Here is a 25,173-nt window from a genome sequence, read left to right on the forward strand (position 1 = left end):
GCGCCGCCATGAGAATGTCCATCATGAAAGACTCCTATGCATCCGAGGGGGCGCGGGGCGACCGTATAAGCGCTCCGCGAGGGATGGCCGTGAGGTGCCATCCGGGGCATAGGTTTTCGAGAGGTGGCGAATAAGGACGTTATAGGAATCGTATAAAGGCGGCAGGCGCTCTCCGCAGTCGTCCTGGCGAAAGCCAGGACCCATAACCACAGGTCCGAGCTTTGCGATGGCTGGGGCCCCAACCTGATCTCACAAGCAGATTTGGTGGTAATGGGTCCTGGCTTTCGCCAGGACGACAACTTGGCCTTTATGGAATCCCTATATCTCCGTCCCCCGCCTCATCTCGTTTTCAAATGGCACTCCGGCCATTTTGAGCCTGCGGCCAATGCCTTGAGCTTGGCTTTCCTTGGGCCGCGCAAGACGAGATGACGCCATGTCAGTGCTTTCCCAAAACACCTCCATCGATCTCGGCGAACGGCTGCGCGATGCCTATGCGGTGACAGCCGAATTCATGGCCGACATCATCAGCCAGACCTGCCGGCGATTCCCCTCGGTCGGACAGAGCGGCAAGACCCGCCGCGTCGAGCGGCTGATCCAGTCGGGCGCCTGGACCGACGCCGCGATCGCGCTGCTCGATCTGGAACTGCCGCAATGGCAGATCCGCCGCCTGGTCTATGACGAGGGCGAGTGGCACTGCGCATTGTCGCGCGAACGCGAGCTGCCCGACTGGCTCGACCAGTCGATCGAGACCCACCACACCGATCTTGCACTCGCGATCCTCAGCGCCTTCGTGGAGGCGCAGCGCATCTCGACGCCCGATAGCCGAACCAGCGTGCCGACCGTCCGTCGCGACACGCGCGCGCTGTACGAGCCGCTGTTCGTCGACAATATCGGCTGACGGCGGCGCGGCCGTGGACACCAAACAACTGCCGCGGCAGCTGCAGTCGGTCCAGGTCATGGTCCGGTTCGGCTTCCGGCTCGCCATCATGATCGGCTTTGCCGTGTTCGCCGGCGCTGGCTTCGGCAAGGGCCTCGTCACGCTGTTGTGGATGTCGGCCGTGATCTGTGCCTTCGCCGGGATCGCCAAGCGCGAAATACCGTTTGCCGCAAACCTCAATCACTGGGACGAGATGACCGCCTATGTCGCGCTGTGCGCGCTCGGCACCGGCATCGTCCAGCGCCTCTAGACCATCCTCACAAATCCTATGCCGCTCCTATGAAGTCGGTCGTCCTTCGCGCTCGATTTCATATCCGGCAAATCAGACATTGATCGCGTGACCGTGACTGAAGCGTTTTCGAGCGAACTGGATACCGGTTCGCGTGAGGAAAACGCGTCAGAAACAAAAAGAAGGACCACCACCGTGAAACTCGTCGAACCTCCCTCGTGTAGCGCCGCGTCCACCGTCGTCTTCATCGGCCGCAACCATCGCGGCCAGTGGGTCGCCCAGCAACAGAACGGCCTCTATGGCGGCCTGTTCGTCAACCGCGCCCAGGCCGTCAAATACGCGCTGTTCGAGAACGGGCAGCATCCTGAAATGATCGTCGAGCTGTCGCGTGAGATCGAGCTCGATATGCGCGGCGAGACCGCGAGCTTCCCCGCAATCCGCGCGGCGTGAGCCACACCCATGACCTGGCAAACGGCTGCGAAAGCCGACACGGCCGGATGGCTGTCGGGCTTCATCCCCGATCTTCCGACCCCCTTCAACCATCGGGGCGAGATCGACGCGGACGCATTCGGCCGGCTGTGCGAGCGCCAGATCGCAGCCGGCGCCACCGCGCTGGTGGTCGGCGAGACCGCCGGTGAAAGCGCGACGCTGGAGCCCGCGGAACGCGCGCAGTTGGTCCGGATCGCGGCCCGCGTCGCGCGCAAGAGGGTTCGCATCATCGCCGGCGCCGGATCGAACGCGACGGATCGCGCCGTCACATTCAGCCGGTCCGCGGAAGCCGCCGGTGCCGACGCCGTCATGTCGGTCGTGCCCTATTACAACAAGCCGATGCCACAGGGCACGGCGGCGCATTTCCGCGCGGTCGCCGCGGCCACCACGCTGCCTGTCATCCTGCACGACATTCCGTCGCGCACGGTGAAGGGCCTTGCCGACGAGACGCTGCTCGAGCTCGCCGCATCGCCGCGCTTCGTGGGATTGCGCGACGGCGGCGGTGACGTTGCCCGGCTCGCGCGCCTGCGCTCACGCCTGCCGGCGACATTCCGGATGCTGACCGGCGACGACGCCTCCTCGCTGGCCTGGCTCGCCGCCGGTGGCGATGGCTGCATCTCGGCCGTGACGAATGTCGCGCCCGATCTGTATGTGGCCGTTCACAGGCATTTCCGCGAGGGACGGTTGTATCAGGCGCGGGAGTTGCACCAGCGGCTGGTGCCGATTGCGACCTTACTGGAGCGCGAGCATCCCGCCGCATTGAAGTTCGCGCTGGCGCTTCTGGGATTCATGCAGCCGACGACGCGACTGCCGATCGTGCAATTGAGCGGGTCGGCAAAGGCCGAGGTCTCGCAGGCGATGGCTGAGCTTGCCGACGAGTACCTCGCGGCCGCGCATTGAGATTTGCCGACCCGACATAGCTCATCGCAACGCACAATGCGATCAGCACACGGTGTCCGTGACACGACGCCAACTTGAGGTTCCGAAACGGCGCCCCATATCCACGGCAAGGGAGTGCTTGCCGTGCACACCACCTTCAAGGCGGCCCTCGTTATTGCGACCGTCCTGGTCGCTCTGGTTGTCTCCATCCGTCCCGGTCCGGCCGCGGACAACAGCCATCTTGCCCTGACCATTTCAATCGACGGGGCAATCGGGCCGGCAGCGGCCAGCTACGTCAAGGACGGCCTGGCCAAGGCCGCCGAGCGTCGCGCCGAAATTGTCATCCTGCGTTTGAATACGCCGGGTGGCCTCAGCACCAGCATGCGGGAGATCATCGCCGACGTGCTGGCCTCGCCCGTTCCCGTGGTCGGCTACGTTGCGCCATCCGGCGCCCATGCCGCGAGCGCCGGGACCTATATCCTCTATGCGACCCATCTCGCTGCCATGGCGCCCGGCACCAATATCGGCGCCGCGACGCCGGTGCAGATTGGCGGCCCGATACCGGGGCTGCCGGGCAGCACCCCGGACAAGGGCGGCAAGGACCAGAAGGACGGCGGCCATCCGTCCGAAACCAAGGATGCCATGACGGCGAAGGTGACGAATGATGCCGTTGCCTTCATCCGCAGCCTCGCCGAATTGCGCGGTCGCAATGCCGACTGGGCCGAGAAGGCGGTGCGCGATGCCGCTACCCTCTCCGCCAATGCCGCGCTGCAGGCCAACGTCATCGATCTCACCGCGCGCGACCCGGCCGACCTGCTCAGGCAGGTCGATGGCCGGACCATCGAGCTTCCCGGCGGCAAGACGCAACGCCTGGCGACCAGGGACACCGCGATCGAGGCGATCGATCCCACCTGGATCGCGCGCGCGCTCGCGGTCATCACCGACCCCAACATCGCATTGATTCTCCTGATGGTCGGCATCTACGGCCTGATCTTCGAGTTCATGTCGCCCGGTGCCGTCGCGCCGGGGGTTGTCGGGACGATCTGCCTGCTGCTCGGCCTGTACGCACTCAACATGCTGCCGATCAACTACGCCGGCTTCGCCCTGATGCTGGTCGGGATCGCGCTGCTGGCAATCGAAGCCTTCAACCCGACCGTCGTGATCGGCCTCGGAGGAATAGTCGCCTTCGTGCTTGGAGCAGCCATGCTGTTTCGGATCGAGGCGCCCGGATACCGGCTGTCATGGCCGGTCATCGGCATCGTCGCCGCGATGTTCACGGGGCTCATTCTCGTCGTGCTTGGCGCGCTGCGCCGCGCGCGCAAGGGCCCGGTGCGGATCGGTGCGCAAGCCATGCGCGGGCTATCGGCCGAGGTGCTCGACTGGTCGGAGACCACGGGTCACGTCTTCACCAACGGCGAACGCTGGCAAGCGCGCAGCAGCGAGACATTCACGGCGGGAGACACGGTCGAGGTCGCCAACATCATCGATTTGACGCTGGTGGTACGGCGTGCGCCGGCCTCCCCCGGCGAAGGAGGTACAGCATGATGCTTGATTATTTCACCTATGCGGCGATCGCGCTGCTGATCATCGTATTCCTGACCCAGGCCGTGCGCGTGCTGCGCGAATACGAGCGCGGCGTCATTTTCACGCTCGGCCGTTTCACCGGGGTGAAGGGCCCGGGGCTCATCATCCTGATTCCGGTGGTGCAGCAGCTGGTGAAGGTCGATCTCAGGGTGGTGGTGCAGGTGGTGCCGCCACAGGACGTGATTTCGCGCGACAACGTCTCGGTCAAGGTCAACGCCGTGCTCTACTTCCGCATCGTCGATCCCGAGCGCGCCATCATCAAGGTCAGCGACTACATGGCTGCGACCAGCCAGCTTGCGCAGACCACGCTTCGCTCGGTGCTCGGCAAGCACGAGCTCGACGAGATGCTGGCGGAACGCGACAAGTTGAACGCCGATATCCAGGAGACCCTCGACAGGCAGACCGACGTCTGGGGCATCAAGGTCACCGGGGTCGAGATCAAGGATATCGATCTCAATGAGACGATGGTGCGGGCAATCGCCAAGCAGGCCGAGGCGGAACGGCTGCGGCGCGCCAAGGTGATCAACGCGATGGGCGAGCAGCAGGCCGCCGAGAAGCTGGTCGAGGCCGGCCGGATCCTTGCCCAGGAGCCGCAGGCGATGCAGCTGCGCTACTTCGCGGCGCTGCACGACATTGCCGGCGAGCGCTCCTCGACCGTGGTCTTCCCGCTCCCGATGAACCTGCTCGATCATCTGGCGCCGCGACGCGAAGCGACGTGAACTGGTTTGCTAAAGCTTGATGAGATTGGACTGTGTAGCGACTACGACGGCACCGCGCTCCCTCTCCCCGCTCTTGCGGGGAGAGGGTTGGGGTGAGGGGCTGTCTCCGCTTACACGGTGATCGCTGCGTTTGCGGCAGCTCCCCCTCACCCGGAACGCATCTAACGATGCGTTCCGACCTCTCCCCGCACGCGGGGCGAGGTGAAGCGGAGTCCAGTCGCCGATTCCGAGTAAAGTCATCTCGTTCTAACTCCCGCGATGCTTGGCCCGCCACGCAGGTCCCGGACCGCGCATGTAATGCGCCTCGGGCCGGTAGTCGCTGATCGGCTCCTCGCCGATCCAGGCGAGGAATGCGAGCAGCCCTTCTGCGGCGCGGCGCGGCGCGGCAGGGCAGCGATGAACGAAACTGCGCGCATCTCAGTAATCCCACTTCTCGCCGAGCACGACCGGCGCCCGTGGATATCTCTCGGCGTCGCCGCCGAGCATGCCGACATTGAGATGGGTCCGCGCCCAATCCTCGTGGCCGCGATGCAGCAGCAGCTCATTGCGGAGCCGGTGAATCTTGGCGGCGGCGATCGCGCGGTGAACAGTCCTGAAGACGAGGCCGATCCGCCGGAACGTCCGCCGCAGGATCAAGGGCACGGCGCCGGCCGAACCGTGCGGCCGGGCATCGTGGTAATGGAGCAAGGTCATGTGCCACCTTCCCGTTTGGCGGCGCGCGCGAGCGCACCGCATCACGCCAAAAAGATGCTGGGAAGGCCGTAGGAATTCGAGAGCAGCCGCAGCCCTGTCACATAGCCGCGGCATAAGCGTCCGGCTGCGGTCCGTGCATCGCGGTCATGCCGCAAATCGCGACATTTCGGACAATTTTACCCCCGATCAGACGCGCGAGGGGCCGGTTTACGGTCGGCGGCAAGACCGGTAACCTCGCCTCCCAATGCGACGTGGAGAGTGCCCATGCGGCCCAAGGATCAGATCAACTGGATGCTGTCGGATGCGATCGAGGCGCTCGCCCGCGCCGAACGGTTGCACCAGAGCTTCCTCAATTTGCACCCGCGCGCGGGAAGCACCGAGCCGAGCTGGGAACCGCCGACCGACGTGATCGAGACCGAGGATGAAATCCTGATCCTGGTCGCGCTGCCGGGGGTCGATCCCGACGAGGTCGAGGCCGCGCTCGACGGCGGCACGCTGGTGATCTCCGGCCGCCGCACCCTGCCCCCTGAACTCCGCAACGCCCGCATCCTGCGCCTCGAACTGCCGCAGGGCCGGTTCGAGCGCCGCATCGCGCTGCCGACCGGCCGCTACACCATCAGCCGCTTTGCCGCGCATGGTTGCGTCGGCCTGCGGCTCGGAAAGTCGAGCTAAAGGATTTCGACATGGCTGCCTCAGACGTTTTAAGCCCAGCATCGACTTCGACGCCGATCCCGAGCGACGCGCTGATCATCGTCCCGGTGCGCAACACCGTGCTGTTTCCGGATGTCATCATTCCGATCACGATCGCCCGCGCGACGTCGATTGCCGCGGCCCAGCAGGCGGTACGCGAGCAGCGGCCGATCGGCATCCTGCTGCAGCGCGATCCCGAGACGAACGATCCCGGTCCCGACGGGCTTTACCGCGTCGGCACAACAGCCAACATCGTGCGCTACATCACCGGCGCCGACGACACTCACCACCTGGTCTGCCAGGGCGTGCAGCGCATGCGCGTGCTCGACTATCTGCCCGGCACGCCGTTCCTCGCCGCCCGCGTGCTGCAGATCCCGGAGCCGACCACCACCTCGCCCGAGATCGAGGCGCGCTTCCTCAATCTGCAGCGCCAGGCGCTGGAGGCCGCGCAATTGCTGCCGCAAGTGCCGCAGGAGCTGATCGCCGCGCTACAGGGCACCACCTCGCCGGCAACCCTCGCCGACCTTGCGACCTCCTACATGGACATCAAGCCGTCGGAGAAGCAGGACATCCTGGAAACCATCGATCTCGTGGCGCGGATGGACAAGGTGTCGCGTCACCTCGCCGAGCGCATCGAGGTGCTGCGGCTGAGCCAGGAGATCGGGCAGAAGACCAAGGCCGTGTTCGACGAACGGCAGCGCGAGGCGATCCTGCGCGAGCAGATGGCGACGATCCAGCGCCAGCTCGGCGAAGGCGACGGCAAAGCCGCGGAAGTCACCGAGCTGACCAAGGCGATCGCCGATGCCAAGATGCCACCGGAGGCCGAGAGCCAGGCGCAGAAGGAATTGCGCCGCTACGAGCGGATGCCGGAGGCCGCGGCCGAGTCCGGCATGGTGCGCAGCTATCTCGACTGGCTGATCGACCTGCCCTGGAGCCTTCCGGAGGAGAAGCCGATCGACATCGCGGAGGCGCGCAAGATCCTCGACCAGGACCATTATGGCCTCGAGAAGATCAAGAGCCGCATCATCGAATATCTCGCGGTGCGCAAGCTCGCGCCCGGCGGCAAGGCGCCGATCCTGTGCTTCCTCGGGCCGCCCGGCGTCGGCAAGACCTCGCTCGGCCAATCGATCGCGCGCGCGATGGCGCGGCCGTTCGTCCGCGTCTCGCTCGGCGGCGTGCATGACGAGGCCGAGATCCGCGGCCATCGCCGCACCTACATCGGGGCGCTGCCCGGCAACATCATCCAGGCGATCAAGAAGGCCGGCGCGCGCAATTGCGTGATGATGCTGGACGAGATCGACAAGATGGGCCGCGGCATCCAGGGTGATCCGTCGGCCGCGATGCTCGAAGTGCTCGACCCCGAGCAGAACAGCACCTTCCGCGACAATTATCTCGGCGTGCCGTTCGACCTCTCGCGCGTCGTCTTCATCGCCACCGCCAACATGCTCGACGGTGTGCCCGGCCCGCTGCTCGACCGCATGGAGCTGATCAGCCTGGCCGGCTACACCGAGGACGAGAAGCTCGAGATCGCCAAGCGCTATCTGGTGCGCCGCCAGCTCGAGGCCAACGGCATCAAGGCCGAGCAGGTCGAGATCGATCCGGATGCGCTGCGGCTGATCATCCGCAGCTACACCCGCGAGGCCGGCGTGCGCAACCTGGAGCGCGAGATCGGCAAGGTGCTGCGCAACGTCGCGGTGCAGATCGCCGAAGGCAGCACGAGCCACGTCACCATCGCGCCGAAGGACATCGTGTCGCTGCTCGGCCAGCCGAGGTTCGAGAACGAGATCGCGATGCGCACCAGCATCCCGGGCGTTGCCACCGGCCTTGCCTGGACCCCGGTCGGCGGCGACATCCTGTTCATCGAGGCGTCGCGCACTCCGGGCCGCGGCGCGCTGATCCTCACCGGCCAGCTCGGCGAGGTGATGCGCGAGAGCGTGCAGGCCGCGCTGACCCTGGTGAAGAGCCGCGCCTCCCAGCTCGGCATCGATCCCGGCGTGTTCGAGAAGAGCGACATCCACGTCCACGTTCCGGCCGGCGCGACGCCGAAGGACGGCCCGAGCGCGGGCGTTGCGATGTTCACCGCCCTCACCTCGCTGTTGACCGACCGCACGGTGCGCAGCGACACCGCGATGACCGGCGAGATCTCGCTGCGCGGCCTCGTGCTGCCGGTCGGCGGCATCAAGGAGAAGGTGGTCGCGGCCGCGGCTGCCGGCCTGACCCGTGTGATGCTGCCGGCGCGCAACAAGCGCGACTTCGACGATATCCCCGCCGGCGCCCGCGCCAAGCTGGAGTTCATCTGGCTCGAACGGGTCGACGAGGCGATCGCAGCAGCGCTGGAGGCCGCCAAGACGACGCCCGCCGCCGCGGAGTGATCGCGTCTCAAACGCAACAAGAGGGCGTGACAGCGATCGCCGTCACGCCCTCCTCCGTTGCAGATGGCGGAGCGGTGCCGCTCAGCTCTTGCCCATGCATTCTTCGATGTAGAACCAGCGGTCGTCGCCGGTCAGGCCCTTCGACTTCACCTCGGCGCGGCAGGCCTTCAGCTTTGGCTTGTTGGCCTTCCACTTCGCCTTCATGTCCTTCAGCTTCTGCATGGTGAGCTTGACCTTCGACGGCTTGGCCTCGGTGGTCTGGGCCGACGCGGTGTGCAGCGAGCCGGCGAGAAGCAGGGCGGCCACAAGACAGCTTGCGGTACGAAACATGACTGAAATGTCCCTTGATTATCTGTTGAATTGAACGGCGTAGAGGTTCTTGTTTGACGCGTCTTCTTCACGCGAACCGGCATCCACTTCGCTCGAAAACGCTTCAGGCCGCGCGCGGGATGCCAGATGTCCCGCGCGCGGCCCGGTCTGCGATCAGAGGATTTTGACCGCGCTGAGCAGCGTCATGTAGACGCCCCACGCCAGCGGGATGCCGACGAACAGCCAGAACAGCGCCGCCTTGGCGTCGAGCCCGCCAAACCCGATTCCGTAGGAACCGTGCGGTCCGGCCGCCGCGGCGCTGGCGCTCGCATCCTGCAACTTGGCAACCTCGGCGTCGCTCATGTGCCATTTCGAATCGACCGGCTTGATCAGGTAGTTGCAGATCAGGCCCGCGATCAGCATGGCGCACAGGATGTACATCGTGGTGTTGTAGAGCTGGTCGCGCGGCACGCCGGCGGCCAGCTGGAACTCACGGATGTAGTTCACCACGACAGGCCCGATGATGCCCGCGGTCGACCATGCCGTCAGCAGACGGCCGTGGATGGCGCCGACGAACTGGGTGCCGAACATGTCGGCGAGATAGGCCGGCACCGTGGCGAAGCCGCCGCCATACATCGACAGGATGATGCCGAAGCCGAGCACGAACAACAGCTTCGATCCCATCGCGGCGAAGGTCGGCGCCAGCGCGTAGAGCGCGATGCCGAGGATGAAGAACGTGTAGTAGGTGTTCTTGCGGCCGATCTTGTCCGACAGCGACGCCCAGAAGAAGCGGCCGCCGATGTTGAACAGCGACAGCAATCCGGCAAAGCCGGCCGCGATCGCCGCGATCTGCGCCTTCTGTCCGGCATCGAGCTGGTTGAAGCCGACATTGGGCAGGCCGATCAGCTTGCCCGCGAAGATCTCCTGCAACATCGGCGAGGCCATGCCGATCACGCCGATGCCCGCTGACACGTTCAGGCAGAGCACCCACCAGATCAGCCAGAACTGCGGCGTCTTGTGCGCGTTCTCGAGATGGACGTGCTTGCTCGAGATCATCGCGTTGGCCTTCGTCGGCGGCGTCCAGCCCTCGGGCTGCCAGCCGGCCGGCGGAATGCGATAGCGGAACGCGCCGATCATCATGAACACGAAGTAGATCGCGCCCATGGCGAGGAAGGTCTCCCAGACGCCGACCGAGGTCGGGGTCTTGAAGTAGTTCATCAGCCTGTCGGCGAGCGGGGCGCCGATCATCGCGCCGCCGCCGAAGCCCATGATCGCCATGCCGGTCGCCATGCCGCGCCGGTCGGGGAACCATTTCACCAGCGTCGACACCGGCGAGATGTAGCCGAGACCGAGGCCGACGCCGCCGATCACGCCGGAGCCGAGCCACATCAGCCAGAGCTGGTGCGTGTAGACGCCGAGCGCGCCGATCACGAGACCGCCGGCCCAGCACAGCGCTGCGACGAAGCCCGCCTTGCGCGGGCCGACCTTCTCAAGCCAGCCGCCCCAGATCGCGGCGGAGACGCCGAGCAGCACGAAGAACAGCGTGTACATCCACCCCAGGCTCGCGACCTTCCAGTCGCACGTGGTGGTGAACAGCTCCTGCACCAGCGAGATGTCGGGGCACGCCTTCGGCGCGGTCAGGCCGATCGCGCGCGACAGCGGCAGCCAGAACACCGAGAAGCCGTAGGCCATGCCGATGCACAGATGGATGCAGAGCGCGGCCGGCGGCACCAGCCAGCGGTTGAAGCCGGCGGTCGCGATTGTATGTTCCTTGTCGAGGAAACCTGCACCTGACGCGGATACGCGTCCGGCGCTGCTCACTGTGGTCATTGACACCTCCCCTGCAGCCGCCATTACGACAGGCGCATCTGCGTCTTCGATCCCGTCTCAGCCCATTGCGGCCAGCGTCAGCCGGCAGCGCCGCACATTTCCTCAATGCGCCGGGACCAACCACGCACATTCCGGAAATGCTAACCCCCAATACGACCGGATATGCCCGGCCGTGCAGCCCGTGATCTGGACACAGGCCCAGTCGTTGTCCGTCGATGCGCCCACACTCGAGCACAACTCCATCACGACAACCCGGCGGACATTATCAATTCGCGCAGAATGGAAAATAGGTGTCGATAGGCAAAAGGTAGATATCCAGCTGCATCTAGCTGGTACGCGGCAACGCAGCATTCGAATTGCCTATCGCTCCATTGATCTTCTCGATCAAGAAGACGATCCGGGCGTCGCTGCGTTCGGTGATCTCGACCTTGTCGCCGGTCTCCTGGATCAGGGCCGGGATATCGATCACCGAAAGCGGATCGGTACAATGCACCTCGAGGAAATCTCCCGCCGTCACGCTCCTGAGGGCCTTGCGCGTCTTCAGCGCCGGCAGCGGGCATTTCAGGCCGGTGAGATCAAGCTTCGTCGTTGTCATGGTTCGACCATGGCGAAGCCGTCCTGCATCGTCAACGCCGCCTCCTTATCCACGTCAGCCTTCGGCCGGAGCCGACGCGAGCACGTCGTCGACAGGGATCGCGGCGCGCAGCATCAATTCGGCAACGTCTTCGATGTCGTCGAGATGCGCGACCGGCAGCGTGGTTGCAACGGCGACGTCGCTGGCAATCCCGACCACGCGCGGGTCGTCGGGAAACAGCAGCGGCTTGCCGTTGGCGGCGCGGTACACCTCGATCTTGTTGACCGGCTCGCGCTTGAAGCCCTCGACCACGACCAGATCGACGTGCGCCATCTTGGCGAGCAGCTCCGGCAGCCGCGGCTCGTCGGCGCCGCGCAGCTCGTGCATCAGCGCCCAGCGCCGCGTCGAGGACACCAGCACCTCGGTCGCACCGGACTGCCGGTGCACCCAGGAGTCCTTGCCGGGCACGTCGACATCGAATTCATGGTGGGCGTGCTTGATCACGGAGAGGCGCAGGCCGCGGCCCAGCAGGCAGGGGATCACCCGCGACAGCAGGGTGGTCTTGCCGGCACCGCTCCAGCCCGCGAGGCCAATCACTCTCATACGCGTCTCCGAAGACATACCAATCGTTAGGGCATCCACGCCTGCGGTTCCGCCCGACATGGATGGCCGGGACCAGCCGTGACGACGGAAAGCCGCGACTTGCGCCCAACGCTGCTTATATCAGCCTTGGAGCAATGTCATGCCAGGCTTGCCGGCGGATGCGGATCGACTGGCTCGCTAGAGGACGGCCCTCGGAAACTCCTGCAGCAGCTGTGCCCACAGCACCGCGAACGCGATCAGGCCACAGACCCCAAGCGCCGCGGTGAATCTCGGCAATCGGCCGATGGCGACGAGCAGCCAGGCCGGCAGGAAGAACAGGCCGAACACCATGCCGAGCGGAAACACCGCCAGCCACTGGAAGCCGGTGCCGTCGCCCGGCGGCACATGGGCGATGGCGTAGAAGGTGTAGAGCCAGAACAAGGTGCCGGCCGCCGCGACGAGCGCGGCAATCCTGCGAAAATTGGCGGTGTCGAGTGCCATGACGGGTTTGTCGCCGCAATCGGCGAACCAGTTCACGGGCCGCCGCGCAAGTTGCGCTCGGCTCGCTATCCCGCAGGGTCAGTCGTTTCGTTGACTGACCGGCCGCCCCGGCTTGGCCAGCCTTGCTGACCGGCTCTCTCTCGGGGGCTGATCACGCATCCGCAGCCTCTTCCGCGGCCGCTGCGTATCGACTGCCAGCACTTCCTCCAGCGTTGTATTCCTAAAACGAAGCCTTCTTAACATCGCTCCGCTCCTCGAGCGGGTGGGAGCCCCATCGGTCGCTCAACCACCGACGTCCGCAACAGGGCCCATGTCGGTGATGAGAGATAACCAGCGACGGGACGCTTTGCTCCAAGGGAGCCACTGCATCCTTCGTCTGACGGCGCGCGATCCCGCTATCCACCGGATTTACCTCAAAATTTCCAATGCGCAGGGCGATCGGAACACGATAATGTGCACTGTGGAGGACCATGTATGCCTCGCTCGCCTTCTATCGTGCCGCATTCAATCGACCACGACATCTATCTGGTGCTGAACGATTTTGGCCGACTCGGTCGTGCCTGGAGCGAAACCGATGAGGAAGGCACTGACCGGAAAACGCTGATCCGGCGCCTGTTGGACGATCAGTACAGCCGTCCGGTCCGCATCGTGGCCTTCAATACCAACGAGGGATGGTCGCGCGACGTCACGACCGACATTGCCGACGAGCTTCGGCGCCGTTTCGTCGAATACGAAGAGGTCCCGCGCTCCGTGCTGGAGTTCGTGGAGACGGCCATGCGGCACTGAGCTGGATCCGCAACGCACAGGCCCTCTCACAACGCGATCGTTCGGCCCCGGCAAGCATCCGCCAAACGACAATTTTCCTAGCAATCTCAACGCGATTCGGCTGCCGCGCAGCGCCGCTCCGCCATAAGGCAATATTAAGAGCATTTGCCTTACCTGTTCTCCCGTTCAAAGGGAGACCGGTCCAGTGCGCAATCGTGGTGGCGTTCGAGATGCCGTAAGCCTGAAAAACCGGGTTCTGGTCACGGCGATCTTTTTGGCATCGGGCGCGGCATCGCTGATCCTCCAGGTTCTCTGGTTCAAGCAACTGCAATTCGTGCTGGGAAGCGCGACCGTCTCCGTCAGCGTCACGGTGGCAAGCTTCTTTTTCGGCCTCTCGCTGGGCAGCGCCCTGGGAGGCCGGATCGCCGACAGTGTCAGCCGCCCCCTGAAAATTTACGGGTTTCTCGAACTCGCTCTCGCGCTCGTTTCTCTCGCGGTCACCGCGTTCCTGTCGCATTGGCCGACATGGGTGGGCTGGCTGTCACCGATGCTGGACCTGGGGTCGCCATTCCGGCTGCCTCTCATGGTCGCCGTGTCGCTCGCCATCCTGTCGCTGCCGACGATGTTGATGGGCGCGACCCTGCCCTTCCTGGTGAAATTCCTGACCCGCGCACAAACCGACCTCGCCAATCGCATCGGTCTGCTCTACGGGTTCAACACGCTGGGCGCCGCCATCGGCACCCTGGCTGTCGGCTTTGTGCTGATGGGCCTTTGGGGCATCGCAGGATCGAGCCTGGTTGCGGCAGCGCTGTATATCTGCGTCGGCGTTGTGGCCCTGTTCGTTGCGCGCGGCGCAAGCCCGCTTTTGCCGGTTGCGGCACGGGCGCCGGTGCAAACCGCCGCGACCGCGCGTGACAGGACGTCGATCCTGATCTGGATTTTCGCGTGCTCCGGTTTTGTGTCGATCGCCTATGAGGTCGTCTGGTTCCGATTCCTGACCAATGTCAGCACCTCGAGTGTCTACGCGTTCTCGGGCATGCTCGGCGTTTACCTGCTGGGGCTCGTGATCGGCGCCCTGATCTGCGCCAAACTGCTTGCCCCCCGCAAGGATCAATTGCTGCGATACTTCGCCGTAACGCAGCTGCTGATCGCGGTTGCTGCGACGCTGACCGTCGGAATACTCGGCAAGGCGCGGACCATGGGAGTAGCGCTGTCTCCCATCGTATCTGGCCTGCTTCCAGTCCCGGTGCAGGAGCTGTTGGGAGGTGACGTTTCATTCTTCCTGGTCTGCGCTGTTGCCCTGTTGCTGCCGACGACGCTGATCGGCATCAGCTTTCCGCTGGCCAGCGAACTGACCGTGATGCAGATGAGCGCGCTGGGCCGCAGGATCGGCACGCTCTACGCCTTGAACACGATTGGCGGCGTCGTGGGCTCGCTGGCGGCGGGGTTTCTGCTGATCCCCTGTCTGGGCAGCCAGGGCGCGCTCACCGCGCTGATTGTCGTGAACGTCCTGCTGTTCGTCGCGACGACCGTGTCGCAGCCGGATCTTCTGAGGGAAAGGAGCCTGTGGCGGCAGGGGACGATCGCCGCGAGCGTCATCGCCGTAGCGCTGCTGCTCTTCACCCCACATTATCTGGAGCGGGTCCTGACCGCGATCGAGGGCGCCAATGTGCTCGAGTTGCGGGAAACCCGGCAAGCGACGTTTGCGGTGGTCGAGTATCGCGAGAAGGCGGCGGGCACCTATCAGCAATTGGTGGTGAATTCGAAGAGCTATGCCAACAACCGTCCCGAGGGCAGACGCTACATGGCCGCGATGGGGCACTATCCCATTCTGCTGCACCAGGGCCCGGTTGAAACGGCTGTCGTCATTTGCATCGGGACCGGAACCACGGTGGGAGCGGTCAGCACCCATGAAGAGTTGCAATCCATCGACGCGGTCGATCTGGCATCGACGGTTTTCGAATTTGCGCCCCACTTCGTGCCGATCAACAAGCAATTCTATCAAAATCCCAAAGTCCATCAGATCGTCGCGGACGGGCGCCACTTCCTGCTGGGGACCAAGGAGACATTTGACGTCATCACGCTCGAGCCGCCACCGCCTCATGATGCCGGCGTCATCAACCTCTACACGGAGGAATTCTATGCGCTGGCAAAGCAGAAGATGCGTCCCGGCGGCGTTCTCGCGCAATGGGTGCCGCTGGATTTCAACCGCGGCATTCTTCCGAAGATGATACTCAAGGCCATGATGGGCCAGTTCAAGCATGTCTCGCTGTGGCTGCCGTCCAGAATGGAAGGCGTGGCGATCGCCTCCGATGAACCGTTGAACATCGATCCGCGCGAGCTCGCCATGCGTATGTCGAAGCCCGCGGTGGCTGAAGACCTGACGGCAAACGGCCTCGGCTCGCCCGAGGATTTCCTGGCGACATTCATCGCCGCTGATGACAAACTCGCGGCCTTTGTCGGGGATGTGCCGAGCCTCACGGATGATCGGCCGCGTCTTGAATATTACAACTGGTATCCGCTGAGTTCGGTCAGCGTGGACGAGCTGAAGCGCCTCCGCGAGCCGGTGGAAGCCTATCTTGCCGACCGCTCCATCGACGAGGCCCGTCTCGACACCGCGCGCACGGTGGCCAATGCGATCCTGGATGAGCACAAGGCCACGGCCGACGGCGACAAGTCCGCCGCCCGAGCAGCGCTTCGCCTGGCCGTCAAACTGGACCCGGACAATTCCTACGTCGACTTCCTGGACCGCAAGCTAAGCGAGTGATCAGGGTGCCTTCGGCAGGACAATTCATGTCGCGAGAATGCGTTGCGTGACCCTCTGGCCGCGCAACGCATTCAGTGTCGTCCCTGCCTAGTGCGCAATTGCGCACGGGAGCAGGGACCCATAACCACAAATGCAAATTGTTACGCGATGCTGGAACGACAAGTCCCGCCTGCAACGCCCGCCGCGGCATATGGGTCCCCGCTTTCGCAGGGACGACGTGGGGAAGGAGTCGTGTGCTCTCATTCTCCCCGGTGTCATGCCCGCGCTTGTGGGCGATCCGGCACGCCGCGGCTCAAGCATCGACGTCTCTGGAATACCGGATCACCCGCGCATAAATGCGCGGGTGATGACACCGCGCTGGTTGACATCTTGAATCGAGCTATCTCCATCGTCGTCCCTGCGAAAGCAGGGACCCATAACCACAAATGGTGATTGTTGCACAGCGCTGGGGCCACAGCTCAGTTCAATAACAGAGGCCTGTGGTTATGGGTCCCTGCTTTCGCAGGGACGACAGCAGTGATTGCTGCGGCACTCGCGCGCGCCATGCACACGCCAACACTCACGCTACGCCGGCCTGAACCCCGCCTTCGTCAATGCAGCCCGCCCTTCATCCGACGCCAGCGCATCGAGAAAGGCCTGCACTGCCGGTCGCTGCTTGCGCGCCGTGACCAGCGCGAAATCGTAATGCTCTTCGGCAAGCGGAATGAAACCGAGCCCGGAGGCTGCCGCGACCGGCGCGATGGTCATGCCCCAGTCGGCGCGGTGCTGCGCCACGGCCGCTGCAACCGCATTGTGCGAGCGCGGCTGATTCCAGTAACCGTCGGGCCGGCTACCCGCCAGCAAGCGATCGATCAGGATGCGGGTGCCGGCGCCCTGGTTGCGGTTGACCATGATGCAGGCGGGATCGGCGAGCGCGGCGCGCACCGCCTGCTCTGCGCTCAAGCCGGCAAAGCGCGTGTCGTCCTTACGAAACACGATGCCCTGCATGCGCCGCCAGCCCGGCACCAGCTCGAGTCCGTCGGCGAGGTACGGCGTGTTGTAGGTCTCGGTCTTGTCGTCGAACAGATGAATCGGAGCGAGATCGCATTCGCCGCGCTTGGCGGCAGCGAGCCCGCCGAGGCTGCCGACCGCGATAGAGCGCACTACAAGCCCGGCATGCGCCAGCGGCGCCGTGACGAGATCTAGTCCAGTGCAATGGCTGCCGACGATGACGAGATCGGGCACCCGCACATGCGGCGTGAACAGCGTCACCTCGGCCTCGCTGCCGGCCGGCAGCTGGTCGGCCAACGCCTCGATCTTCAGGAAGCCGTCGGCCTGCGCGAACGAGGTGATCGCGCCCGAACCCTTGCCGCTCGGATAGGCGATCAGGCCGTCGGCGCCCTCGACCAGCGACACCATCACGAACTCGGTACGCCCGAGCTCGGAGGCGATGCGCACCGGCACCTTCGCCGCCACCTTGGCATCCGATCGCGGCGGCAGCCCGGCCATCCGGCGCAGCACCGGCACGATCATGTCGTGGAAGGTGAACATCGCCGAGGTCGGAAAGCCGGGCAGGATGACCACCGGCTTGCCGTCGCACACCGCAAGGCACAGCGGCTTGCCCGGCTTCAGCGCCACGCCATGCGCGATGATGCCCGGCTTGCCGAGGCGAGCGATGATCCGGTGCGAGACGTCGCCCGCGCCCTTGGAGGTGCCGCCCGACAGCACCAGCATGTCGCTGTCCGCCAGCGCCTTGCGCATCGCGGCCTCGAGCATTGCCTCGTTGTCGGCGATCGCGCCAAGGAACGCCGCGTCACCGCCGTTCTCGGCAATCGCGGCGGTGACGATCGCACCATTGGTGTCGTAGATCGCGGCCGGCCGCAGCGTCTCACCCGGCTGCACCAGTTCGTCGCCGGTCGAGAGGATTGCGACGCGCGGACGGCGCGTCACCGCAACCTCGGCGATGCCGCAGGCCGCGAGCATGCCGATCTCGCGCGACCCGATCATCGTTCCCGCGCGCAGCAGCGCCTCGCCGCGCGCGATGTCGGAGCCGGCATAGGACACGAACTGGCCGGGCGACGCCGCACGCCGGACCTCGATGGTGCCGTGGCCGGCAGGCTGAGTGTGCTCGACCATCACGATGGCATCAGCGCCGCGCGGTACCGGACCGCCGGTCGCAATCGCGGTTGCGGTACCCGGGAGCACCGGCAGGATGGGCGCAGTCCCGCACGAAATCGTCTCGTCGTTCAGCGCGAGTTGCACCGGCGCGGCCTCGCCGGCGCGCGCCAGATCGGCCGAGCGCACGGCAAAGCCGTCGACATTGGAGCGATCGAATGGCGGCACGTCGATCGGCGCCACCACGTCCTCCGCCAGCGCACGGCCGAGCGCATCGGCGAGCAGCCGCCTCTCCGACGGCAATTGGCGCGGGAACAGCGCCGCCTCGAAGCGTGCGAGCGCCTCCTCGCGCGACAGGATGGTCAGGAACTGGTCCTGCTCGACGGATGGATTGGGTTTCGGCGTGAAACTGTTGGTCATCTCGGGAACTCACTCCCGCAATATATAGGCATCGACCACCGTGCCCGCAGCGAAGCCCTCGGCGGCGCCAGGCACGATCAGCAGGGCTTCGGCGCGCGCGATGGCATCGAGCGACAGGTCGCCGGTCGCAAGCGCCGCCCAGGAACCTTGCTCGCGTATCAGCAGCACGACCTCGGCAACGCCGACGCCGGAGGCGATCTTGCGTTCCAGCGGCAGCGCCAGCGTTTTGCGCGAGCGCCGACCCGACAGGCGGTCGAGCAGGGGAAGCGCAATCGCCCACCAGGCCGCGAAAGCCTGATCCGGCGCGCCCGGCAAGGCGACGACCGGCGTGGTACGGATCCGTCCGATCGCCGTAGTGCGCCCGGGCTGCAGCGCGATGCCGTGCGCGATCAGTGCGCCGCGCGATGCCAGCGCATTCACTGTCGCATCGGTGTGACCAACGCCGGTGCCCCCGATCGTGACCATCAGATCGCAGCCGTCGGTATCGAGTGCGTTTGCAATCGCCGCCACATCAGGCGCCGCCTCGATGCCGACGACCTCAGCGCCCGCGAGGCGCGCGATGTCAGCGATCAGTTGTGCGGTCAGCTCACCATTGGAGATGTTGACGATGCGAAGCCGCGGCCGTCGCACGCGCAACATCTGCAGTCCAGCCGCGCGCGCGAGCAGCAGGCCGCGCGGCAGCAGCGGCTCCCCTGCTGCGATCACGGTGCGCCCAACGGCGATGTCGCTGCCGGCACGCCTGACGCCCTGCCCCGGGATCGCTTCCGCGAGTACCTGCGAAAGCGGACCGGAGGTATCGACGGCATCGGCATCGACCACGCAGTCGGTGCCTTCAGGCATCGCGGCGCCTGCCGCCACCCAGACCGGAGGTTCGGCCAGCGGCAACGGCGCATAGGACGACGCGCCGACCAGGTCATTGGCGCGCATCGCCCACCCGTCGCTGACCGCGACATCGTGCGGCGGGTAGGCGCGCAAGGCCGGCATCTCGGCCGCAATGCAGCGCAAGGCGTCGGCCGGCGGCAACGCGATCGGCTGGACCGGCCCGACGTCGCGCAGCACGGCAGCCAGTGCCGCATCGAGCGGGGTGAGCGAAGGCGGAAGGCGCTGGGCGGTGACCATGGCCCGCTATGGACTGAATCGGCCCCGAAAGAAACTGCCTCTCGCCGCACCGGGGCTGCGTCATTAGACCGATGGCGCGTTGACGCGGCCCCCAATATAGTTGCAAAAGAAACCAATATGACCGGGTCCCCGAAGGCCCGGCACAACAAATAATGGCCAATGCGCCAATTCAGGAGGGAGACAGAATGAAGGCCACCAGACTAGCCATGTTCGGGACGCTCGCAGCCGCGCTGCTGGCCTCCCCGACCGTATCGGCGCAGGTATCCGACGACATCGTCAAGATCGGCGTGCTGACCGACATGAACGGCCCCGCCTCGACGCCGACCGGCCAGGGCTCGGTCACCGCGGCGCAGATGGCCATCGACGATTTCGGCGGCAAGGTGCTCGGCAAGCCAATCTCGGTGATCGTCGGCGATCACCAGCTCAAGCCGGATATCGGCGCGACCATCGCGCGACGCTGGTATGACGTCGATCAGGTCGACCTCATCGTCGACGTGCCGGTCTCGGCGGTCGGGCTCGCGGTGCAGAACATCGCGAACGAAAAGAAGAAGCTGTTCATCACGCACTCGACCGGCGCGACCGATTTCCACGGCAAGTTCTGCTCGCCCTATGCGATACAGTGGGTATTCGACACCAGGGCGCTCGCGGTCGGCACCGCGCAGGAGGTGGTGAAGCGCGGCGGCGACAGCTGGTTCTTCATCACCGACGATTATGCGTTCGGCCACTCTCTGGAGAAGGACGCCTCAGCGATCGTGACCAAGAACGGCGGCAAGGTGCTCGGCGCGGTGCGGCCGCCGTTTGCGACGCCCGATCTGTCGTCCTTCATCCTGCAGGCGCAGGCCTCGAAGGCCAAGATCATCGGCATTGCCGGCGGACCGCCCAACAACACCAACGAGATCAAGACCGCCGCCGAGTTCGGTGTCTTCGCCGGCGGGCAGCAGATGGCGGCGCTGCTGGCGCTGATCACCGACATCCACTCGATCGGGCTGTCAGCCGCGCAGGGCCTGCTGCTGACCACCTCGTTCTACTGGGACATGGACGACAAGACCCGCGAGTGGTCGAAGCGCTATTTCGCCAAGATGAACCGGATGCCGACGATGTGGCAGGCCGGCGTCTACTCCTCGGTGACCGCCTATCTGAACGCGATCAAGGATGCCGGCACCGACGATCCGCTGAAGGTCGCGGCCAAGATGCGCGAGAAGCCCGTCGAGGATTTCTTCGCCCGCAACGGCAAGCTGCGCGAGGACAATCTGATGGTGCACGACCTCTGGCTGGTGCAGGTCAAGACCCCGGCCGAATCGAAATATCCGTGGGACTACTACAAGATCCTGGCCAAGATCTCGGGCGAGGACGCGTTCGGCCCGCCGGACCCGGCCTGTGCGATGGCGAAGAAGTGACGACCGAAGGTCGTCATTCCGGGATGGTGCGCAAGCACCAGACCGCAGGTGCGCAATTGCGCACCGGGGAATCTCGAGATTCCGGGTTCGATGCTGACGCATCGCCCCGGAATGACCTCTGCATGGACGCGATGACGCGTCCATGCAGAGGTCACTTCGCTACCCCGATCTCGCGGAAATATTTGAGCACGCCGGGGTGGATCAGGTTGATATCAGGCGCGGCGGCGACGGTGTTCGCCGCCGTGGTCTCGCACGCTTGGGCGAGCTTCGTGCAGAAGGTCGCCTCGACGCCGTGCAACGTCTTCGCCAGCCGATAGGCGACATCGTCGGGCAAGGTCTCGCGCACCAGGATGTAGCTCCAGGAGCCGACCGAAGAGATTGCTGCGGTCTGCTTCGGATAGCTGCCGGCGGGGATCGTCAGCGGCTTGAGGAAAATGTGCTTGGCGCGGATGCGGGCGATCTCGTCCGTGGTCGGCGCGATGAAGCGCGCGCCGGTGGCGCTCTCGGCCATCTTGGTGAAGCCGGGCCAGCCGATGCCGGCCCCCCACAGTGCCGCGGCGCGGCCGTCCTCGACCATCGCGGGCCCGTCGCCGGCGCGATCGAGATAGATCGACTTGAAGTCCTCGTCCTGCTTCAGCCCGATGCCGTCGAGGATGTAGCGCGACAGGATCGGCAGGCCGGAACCCTTGGCGCCGAACGCGACGGGCTGGCCGACCAGATCCTGGATCGTCTTGTAGGGGCTGTCCGCCCGCACCACGAACATGCCGGGACTCGAATACATCGCGGTAAGGATCTTCAGCCTGGTGGCCTTCGGCCGGCCGATGCCCATGAAGGCTTCATAGGACGGCTCGCCGGCCACGGTTGCGATATCGATGTCGCCGGCCTCGAGCAGCGGAATGTTCTCATTGGAGCCCTTGGTGTTGCGCGGCTCGATCGACAGCGTCGGGTCGGCCGCATTCATCACCTCGGCGAAGGCATTGCCATAGAGCGGAAAGCCGCCACCCGGCGTCGCCGTGGCGAAACTGATCGTGGTTTTGGAAATGGTCTTGCTCCCCTCTTGCGCCGCCGCCCCGCCCGCGAGCAGCAGTGCGCCGGCGCAAATCATTACAGCGAACTTCATCTCGGGCCTCAAGCATTCCACGTGAGCCAGACTATCGTCGCACGGGCGACGTCGTAGGCAAAGCCGGCGTTTTGTGAAACCATGCCGGCAACAGTCACAAGAAAATGACGGGAGAAACGATGATCCGGTTCGCGCGTGTTGCCTTGCTTGGTTTGATTTGCTGCCTCGCCTCGATTGCCCCCTCATCCGCATCCGACTATCCGAACCACCCGGTGCGCTGGGTGATCGGGTTTGCCGCCGGCGGTCCGGTCGGCATCGTCGCCCGCATCATGAGCCAGTGGCTGTCGGATCACTTCGGCCAGCAATTCATCGTCGAGAACCGCACCGGATCGGGCGGCAACATCGCCGCCGCCGCCGCGATCAACGCGCCGGCTGACGGCTATACGCTGCTGTTCGTCGCGCCCAACAACGCGATCTCGACCTCGCTCTACAAGAAACTGCCGTTCGACTTCCTGCGCGACACCACCCCGGTCGCGAGCATCATGCAGCTCACCAACATGCTGGTGGTCTCGAACGCGATGCCGGTGAAGACCGTCCAGGAGTTCATCGACTACTGCAAGGCCAATCCCGGCAAGATCTCCTATGCTTCTTCGGGCAACGGCACCTCGGTGCACATGTCGGCCGAGCTGTTCAAGGCGATGACCAAGTGCGACATGCTGCATGTGCCGTATCGGGGATCCGCGATCGCCTTCCCCGACATCATCTCCAACAAGGTGCAGCTGATCTTCGACAATCTGCCGTCGGCGCTGGAGCAGGCCCGCGGCGGCAGCGTCCGCGCGCTCGGCGTCACCTCGCCGAAGCGCTGGGCCGGCGTGCCCGACGTGCCCGCGATCGCCGAGACCGTGCCGGGCTTCGAGGCGGTCGGCTTCTACGGCATCTCGGCGCCGAAGGGCACCCCGCCGGAGATCGTCGATGCGCTCAACAAGGCGGTGGGTGAAGCGCTGAAGGATCCCAAGCTCGTGGCGCGCCTCGCCGAAGTCGGCGGCATCCCGAAGCCGATGGCCCCGGCCGAATTCGGCAAGCTGGTGGCCGACGAGACCGAGAAATGGCGCAAAGTCGTTGAGTTCGCCGGCGTCTCGGTGGATTGAAGCGCCGGTCGCCAGGGAGACTGAGGGCCAGGCAAGATGGCTGCCGGCCGCTGTTCCAGCGATGCCAGCCGCAAGACGTGGCTGGCCCGGCAGCGATGGCACAGGGATGCGGGGCGGCATTGCCGAAACCGCAGTCACCCTGTAAACGGAGCCCGCACCGTTGCCGGCCGCGCCCCGCGGCCCGCAAGGCGGCGGGGCCTGTAGCTCAATGGTTAGAGCCGGCCGCTCATAACGGTCTGGTTGCAGGTTCGAGTCCTGCCGGGCCCACCAATGGGATCAATGTCCTTACTGAGCTTTCGATGCCAGTAGCGCGACGACCGCACCAGAAACCGCACCAGATACGTGCTCCTTTCGTTCGTTAAGGCCGCTCGCGCTCCACTGGGACGGCTGTAATCTTCCTCGCAGAAGAGCCATGTCAGTTAAGGGTTCAATCTCAGAAATGGATTTTCGGGTCCAGATGGTCCGCAAAGGGCCACAAGCAGAGCAATGGCCATGGGAGCTCGGCTGTGTGTCGACTGTGCCGACCGTTGCAACGCAAAATCGCCCTTCGGATGGTCGCGGCGCCGAAGTTGCACACGCGCTGCTCACGCCAGAGCCGCATTGCTCTCGACGAAGAGCTGACTTTGGCATCATCTCGTCTGTTGATCTGCAACCTGAACATTTGGATCGTCAGCTCGCACAGAAGTCTGCAAGGCTGCCGGGTCTACCTTCTTCCGCTGTGACCATTCGACAAGATTTTTTGGCCGATACGATGGATCCTTGCGCCACCTATCGAAAACGCTGACATCGATTGTCTCGTTAACATTGATATGAGCGCCATCATCGCGCACTTGGGGCGGCTGTCCTATCGGACGGTAGTAGGCTCCTTCGAATATTTTGTAGATCCCCAAAAGAAATGGACCATACGAGTCGACCACGGGCGAACGAAGCAAATCTCCGTCCAGCTGAACCTCAGACCGGAACGCAAGTCCGTGCGATTCCGCCTTCTTCATCAACCACAGCAAGGATGCCTGAGGAAGCAAGTCAGTCGGATAGCCTCCTCCGACATTTGCATGAGCGCCTGCGAACCAGCGCTGCTCGACTGACGTCAGTGCTCGCCGCGGCGGCCTAATGATGTCGGTCGGGTCCGTACGATGGACGTCCCAAATAGTCGGAACGAACTTTTTTCGGTGCTCGTCGATGGCTAACGCATGGTATGCGTTGAGGATCGGTAATCGCAACCCTGTTTGCAGATAATCAAATTTCGAACTGCTGATACCTGTAAAGTCACCTGCTTCGATGCCAATCGACCCAACGGTGTCCCAAACTCCAACGAAGTTGACGTAAGCGAGCTGAGAATATTTCAAAAGCAATCGCTCTTGATCGTCTATCTTCTCAGAGTGCGCAGCCTCCATGTCTCTTAGCGTCCAGATGGTTTGCTCATCCGCTCGCCTGTAGCGATCAAACAGTTCTGTGACACCTATGGGCGATCCGGCTTTCAAAATGCCGTCGATTGCGATCAAACCAGCTAATGCTCTCGCAGTGTAGGCGCCGCGGCTAAAGCCGAAGATGAAGATTTCATCGCCAGCATTGTAATTCTCAACTAGCCATTCGTAGGCAGAGCGAATGTTCTCATCGAGGCCTTGGCCAAAAGCCCCTCCGATGAAGCCGTTTACGCCCAGCCCATAGTAGATCAGCTGCGGCTTGCCATCGCTTCCTTTCGATGCGCATAGCGCTCGCATGCGCCATACGTTTGTGTTTGTCCCGATGCTATTCCAGGTGCCATCGAGAAACACCGCGAGACGCTTTTTCTGCTGCTCTGAGCCGATGAAATCCGGCTGATTGCCTGTTTTTTCCGGGGGGCGTCCAATGTAAACGCCGACACCTATCATCGCGGCAATGCCAATGAAAATCAGAACCTTATGGCCAACCCACCAGATATTCCGCAAAACGGTCATGTATAGCGCGACAATCTGGGTGGGAAGCCGTATTGCCTCACATATCGATGCTCCCGGGCGCGATCAGTTGCCTCATTT

General features: G+C 64.5%; 22 protein-coding genes and 1 tRNA gene. 13 read left to right on the forward strand and 10 right to left on the reverse strand.

Going from position 1 to position 25,173, the window contains the following annotated elements; translation table 11 throughout:
• Nucleotides 1–433 precede the first annotated feature (433 nt).
• The 6 genes from QJT82_RS29025 to QJT82_RS29050 all read left to right on the forward strand — a co-directional run bounded on the left by QJT82_RS29025 (nt 434) and on the right by QJT82_RS29050 (nt 4,837).
• Nucleotides 434–898, forward strand: a complete 465-nt coding sequence (locus QJT82_RS29025; protein WP_028342456.1) for a hypothetical protein — start codon at nt 434–436, stop codon at nt 896–898.
• 13 nt (nt 899–911) lie between these two features.
• Nucleotides 912–1,187, forward strand: coding sequence for a hypothetical protein (locus QJT82_RS29030; RefSeq protein ID WP_028342457.1), 276 nt, complete (start codon nt 912–914; stop codon nt 1,185–1,187).
• A gap of 174 nt (nt 1,188–1,361) precedes the next feature.
• Nucleotides 1,362–1,616, forward strand: a complete 255-nt coding sequence (locus QJT82_RS29035) for a hypothetical protein (RefSeq protein WP_035632172.1) — start codon at nt 1,362–1,364, stop codon at nt 1,614–1,616.
• A gap of 9 nt (nt 1,617–1,625) precedes the next feature.
• The gene (dapA, locus tag QJT82_RS29040; RefSeq protein ID WP_028342458.1) at nt 1,626–2,555 is read left to right on the forward strand and encodes a 4-hydroxy-tetrahydrodipicolinate synthase; all 930 of its coding nucleotides are present in this window, start codon (nt 1,626–1,628) and stop codon (nt 2,553–2,555) included.
• Nucleotides 2,556–2,669: 114 nt separating this feature from the next.
• Nucleotides 2,670–4,079, forward strand: coding sequence for a nodulation protein NfeD (locus QJT82_RS29045; RefSeq protein WP_028342459.1), 1,410 nt, complete (start codon nt 2,670–2,672; stop codon nt 4,077–4,079).
• Complete coding sequence (locus QJT82_RS29050; protein ID WP_028332707.1) at nt 4,076–4,837, forward strand: slipin family protein; 762 nt, start codon at nt 4,076–4,078, stop codon at nt 4,835–4,837. Before QJT82_RS29045 ends, QJT82_RS29050 begins: the two co-directional genes overlap by 4 nt.
• Nucleotides 4,838–5,254: 417 nt before the next feature.
• Here the strand turns inward: QJT82_RS29050 and QJT82_RS29055 are convergent, their stop codons facing one another.
• The gene (locus tag QJT82_RS29055) at nt 5,255–5,530 is read right to left on the reverse strand and encodes a hypothetical protein (RefSeq protein WP_028342460.1); all 276 of its coding nucleotides are present in this window, start codon (nt 5,528–5,530) and stop codon (nt 5,255–5,257) included.
• 264 nt (nt 5,531–5,794) lie between these two features.
• Between QJT82_RS29055 and QJT82_RS29060 the strand changes: the two genes are divergently transcribed.
• The gene (locus tag QJT82_RS29060; RefSeq protein WP_028332710.1) at nt 5,795–6,202 is read left to right on the forward strand and encodes an Hsp20/alpha crystallin family protein; all 408 of its coding nucleotides are present in this window, start codon (nt 5,795–5,797) and stop codon (nt 6,200–6,202) included.
• Nucleotides 6,203–6,213: 11 nt separating this feature from the next.
• Nucleotides 6,214–8,592 carry an endopeptidase La gene (gene lon, locus QJT82_RS29065; RefSeq protein WP_028342461.1) on the forward strand — a complete coding sequence of 793 codons (2,379 nt, stop codon included), beginning with the start codon at nt 6,214–6,216 and terminating at the stop codon, nt 8,590–8,592.
• 81 nt (nt 8,593–8,673) lie between these two features.
• Here the strand turns inward: lon and QJT82_RS29070 are convergent, their stop codons facing one another.
• The 5 genes from QJT82_RS29070 to QJT82_RS29090 form a co-directional block, all read right to left on the reverse strand.
• On the reverse strand, nt 8,674–8,922 hold the full coding sequence (locus QJT82_RS29070; protein WP_028342462.1) for a hypothetical protein: 249 nt from the start codon (nt 8,920–8,922) through the stop codon (nt 8,674–8,676).
• A gap of 153 nt (nt 8,923–9,075) precedes the next feature.
• Entirely contained in the window at nt 9,076–10,731 is a 1,656-nt protein-coding gene (locus tag QJT82_RS29075; protein WP_028342463.1) for an OFA family MFS transporter, read from the reverse strand.
• A gap of 325 nt (nt 10,732–11,056) precedes the next feature.
• A complete protein-coding gene (locus QJT82_RS29080; RefSeq protein WP_028332714.1) occupies nt 11,057–11,326 on the reverse strand; it encodes a sulfurtransferase TusA family protein in 270 nt (89 codons plus the stop codon).
• A gap of 54 nt (nt 11,327–11,380) precedes the next feature.
• Nucleotides 11,381–11,908 (reverse strand): molybdopterin-guanine dinucleotide biosynthesis protein B, encoded by a 528-nt coding sequence (mobB, locus tag QJT82_RS29085; protein WP_028342464.1) that lies wholly within the window; start codon nt 11,906–11,908, stop codon nt 11,381–11,383.
• A gap of 177 nt (nt 11,909–12,085) precedes the next feature.
• Entirely contained in the window at nt 12,086–12,388 is a 303-nt protein-coding gene (locus tag QJT82_RS29090) for a hypothetical protein (protein ID WP_245288803.1), read from the reverse strand.
• Nucleotides 12,389–12,916: 528 nt separating this feature from the next.
• On the opposite strand from QJT82_RS29090, the gene QJT82_RS29095 reads away from it, so the two are divergent.
• Together QJT82_RS29095 and QJT82_RS29100 are read left to right on the forward strand one after the other, a co-directional pair.
• Entirely contained in the window at nt 12,917–13,174 is a 258-nt protein-coding gene (locus tag QJT82_RS29095) for a hypothetical protein (RefSeq protein ID WP_311988559.1), read from the forward strand.
• 184 nt (nt 13,175–13,358) lie between these two features.
• On the forward strand, nt 13,359–15,920 hold the full coding sequence (locus QJT82_RS29100; RefSeq protein WP_155258627.1) for a fused MFS/spermidine synthase: 2,562 nt from the start codon (nt 13,359–13,361) through the stop codon (nt 15,918–15,920).
• Nucleotides 15,921–16,484: 564 nt separating this feature from the next.
• Here the strand turns inward: QJT82_RS29100 and QJT82_RS29105 are convergent.
• Complete coding sequence (locus tag QJT82_RS29105; RefSeq protein WP_028342468.1) at nt 16,485–18,434, reverse strand: molybdopterin biosynthesis protein; 1,950 nt, start codon at nt 18,432–18,434, stop codon at nt 16,485–16,487.
• 9 nt (nt 18,435–18,443) lie between these two features.
• Complete coding sequence (locus QJT82_RS29110) at nt 18,444–19,553, reverse strand: molybdopterin-binding protein (protein WP_028342469.1); 1,110 nt, start codon at nt 19,551–19,553, stop codon at nt 18,444–18,446.
• A gap of 206 nt (nt 19,554–19,759) precedes the next feature.
• On the opposite strand from QJT82_RS29110, the gene QJT82_RS29115 reads away from it, so the two are divergent.
• Complete coding sequence (locus tag QJT82_RS29115; RefSeq protein WP_245288805.1) at nt 19,760–20,950, forward strand: ABC transporter substrate-binding protein; 1,191 nt, start codon at nt 19,760–19,762, stop codon at nt 20,948–20,950.
• Between the two features lie 151 nt (nt 20,951–21,101).
• Here the strand turns inward: QJT82_RS29115 and QJT82_RS29120 are convergent, their stop codons facing one another.
• A complete protein-coding gene (locus QJT82_RS29120) occupies nt 21,102–22,070 on the reverse strand; it encodes a TAXI family TRAP transporter solute-binding subunit (protein WP_028342471.1) in 969 nt (322 codons plus the stop codon).
• A gap of 119 nt (nt 22,071–22,189) precedes the next feature.
• Between QJT82_RS29120 and QJT82_RS29125 the strand changes: the two genes are divergently transcribed.
• Together QJT82_RS29125 and QJT82_RS29130 are read left to right on the forward strand one after the other, a co-directional pair.
• Nucleotides 22,190–23,158 (forward strand): tripartite tricarboxylate transporter substrate binding protein, encoded by a 969-nt coding sequence (locus tag QJT82_RS29125; RefSeq protein WP_035632163.1) that lies wholly within the window; start codon nt 22,190–22,192, stop codon nt 23,156–23,158.
• A gap of 194 nt (nt 23,159–23,352) precedes the next feature.
• Nucleotides 23,353–23,428, forward strand: a tRNA-Ile gene (locus tag QJT82_RS29130).
• 359 nt (nt 23,429–23,787) lie between these two features.
• On the opposite strand, the gene QJT82_RS29135 is transcribed toward QJT82_RS29130, so the two are convergent.
• Nucleotides 23,788–25,095: a DUF2235 domain-containing protein gene (locus tag QJT82_RS29135; RefSeq protein WP_245288804.1), complete on the reverse strand. Its 1,308-nt coding sequence runs from the start codon at nt 25,093–25,095 to the stop codon at nt 23,788–23,790.
• Nucleotides 25,096–25,173: the final 78 nt, after the last annotated feature.

The sequence above is a fragment of the Bradyrhizobium sp. Mp19 genome (genome assembly GCF_029952935.1).
GTDB lineage: Bacteria > Pseudomonadota > Alphaproteobacteria > Rhizobiales > Xanthobacteraceae > Bradyrhizobium > Bradyrhizobium elkanii.

Excerpts from the sequence above, each read along its gene's own strand:
- QJT82_RS29025 (WP_028342456.1), top strand. The coding sequence starts at position 434 with ATGTCAGTGCTTTCCCAAAACACCTCCATCGATCTCGGCGAACGGCTG.
- dapA (WP_028342458.1), top strand. The coding sequence starts at position 1,626 with ATGACCTGGCAAACGGCTGCGAAAGCCGACACGGCCGGATGGCTGTCG.
- QJT82_RS29050 (WP_028332707.1), top strand. The coding sequence starts at position 4,076 with ATGATGCTTGATTATTTCACCTATGCGGCGATCGCGCTGCTGATCATC.
- QJT82_RS29055 (WP_028342460.1), bottom strand. The coding sequence starts at position 5,530 with ATGACCTTGCTCCATTACCACGATGCCCGGCCGCACGGTTCGGCCGGC.
- QJT82_RS29060 (WP_028332710.1), top strand. The coding sequence starts at position 5,795 with ATGCGGCCCAAGGATCAGATCAACTGGATGCTGTCGGATGCGATCGAG.
- lon (WP_028342461.1), top strand. The coding sequence starts at position 6,214 with ATGGCTGCCTCAGACGTTTTAAGCCCAGCATCGACTTCGACGCCGATC.
- QJT82_RS29070 (WP_028342462.1), bottom strand. The coding sequence starts at position 8,922 with ATGTTTCGTACCGCAAGCTGTCTTGTGGCCGCCCTGCTTCTCGCCGGC.
- QJT82_RS29075 (WP_028342463.1), bottom strand. The coding sequence starts at position 10,731 with ATGACCACAGTGAGCAGCGCCGGACGCGTATCCGCGTCAGGTGCAGGT.
- QJT82_RS29080 (WP_028332714.1), bottom strand. The coding sequence starts at position 11,326 with ATGACAACGACGAAGCTTGATCTCACCGGCCTGAAATGCCCGCTGCCG.
- mobB (WP_028342464.1), bottom strand. The coding sequence starts at position 11,908 with ATGAGAGTGATTGGCCTCGCGGGCTGGAGCGGTGCCGGCAAGACCACC.
- QJT82_RS29090 (WP_245288803.1), bottom strand. The coding sequence starts at position 12,388 with ATGGCACTCGACACCGCCAATTTTCGCAGGATTGCCGCGCTCGTCGCG.
- QJT82_RS29105 (WP_028342468.1), bottom strand. The coding sequence starts at position 18,434 with ATGACCAACAGTTTCACGCCGAAACCCAATCCATCCGTCGAGCAGGAC.
- QJT82_RS29110 (WP_028342469.1), bottom strand. The coding sequence starts at position 19,553 with ATGGTCACCGCCCAGCGCCTTCCGCCTTCGCTCACCCCGCTCGATGCG.
- QJT82_RS29115 (WP_245288805.1), top strand. The coding sequence starts at position 19,760 with ATGTTCGGGACGCTCGCAGCCGCGCTGCTGGCCTCCCCGACCGTATCG.
- QJT82_RS29120 (WP_028342471.1), bottom strand. The coding sequence starts at position 22,070 with ATGAAGTTCGCTGTAATGATTTGCGCCGGCGCACTGCTGCTCGCGGGC.
- QJT82_RS29125 (WP_035632163.1), top strand. The coding sequence starts at position 22,190 with ATGATCCGGTTCGCGCGTGTTGCCTTGCTTGGTTTGATTTGCTGCCTC.
- QJT82_RS29135 (WP_245288804.1), bottom strand. The coding sequence starts at position 25,095 with ATGACCGTTTTGCGGAATATCTGGTGGGTTGGCCATAAGGTTCTGATT.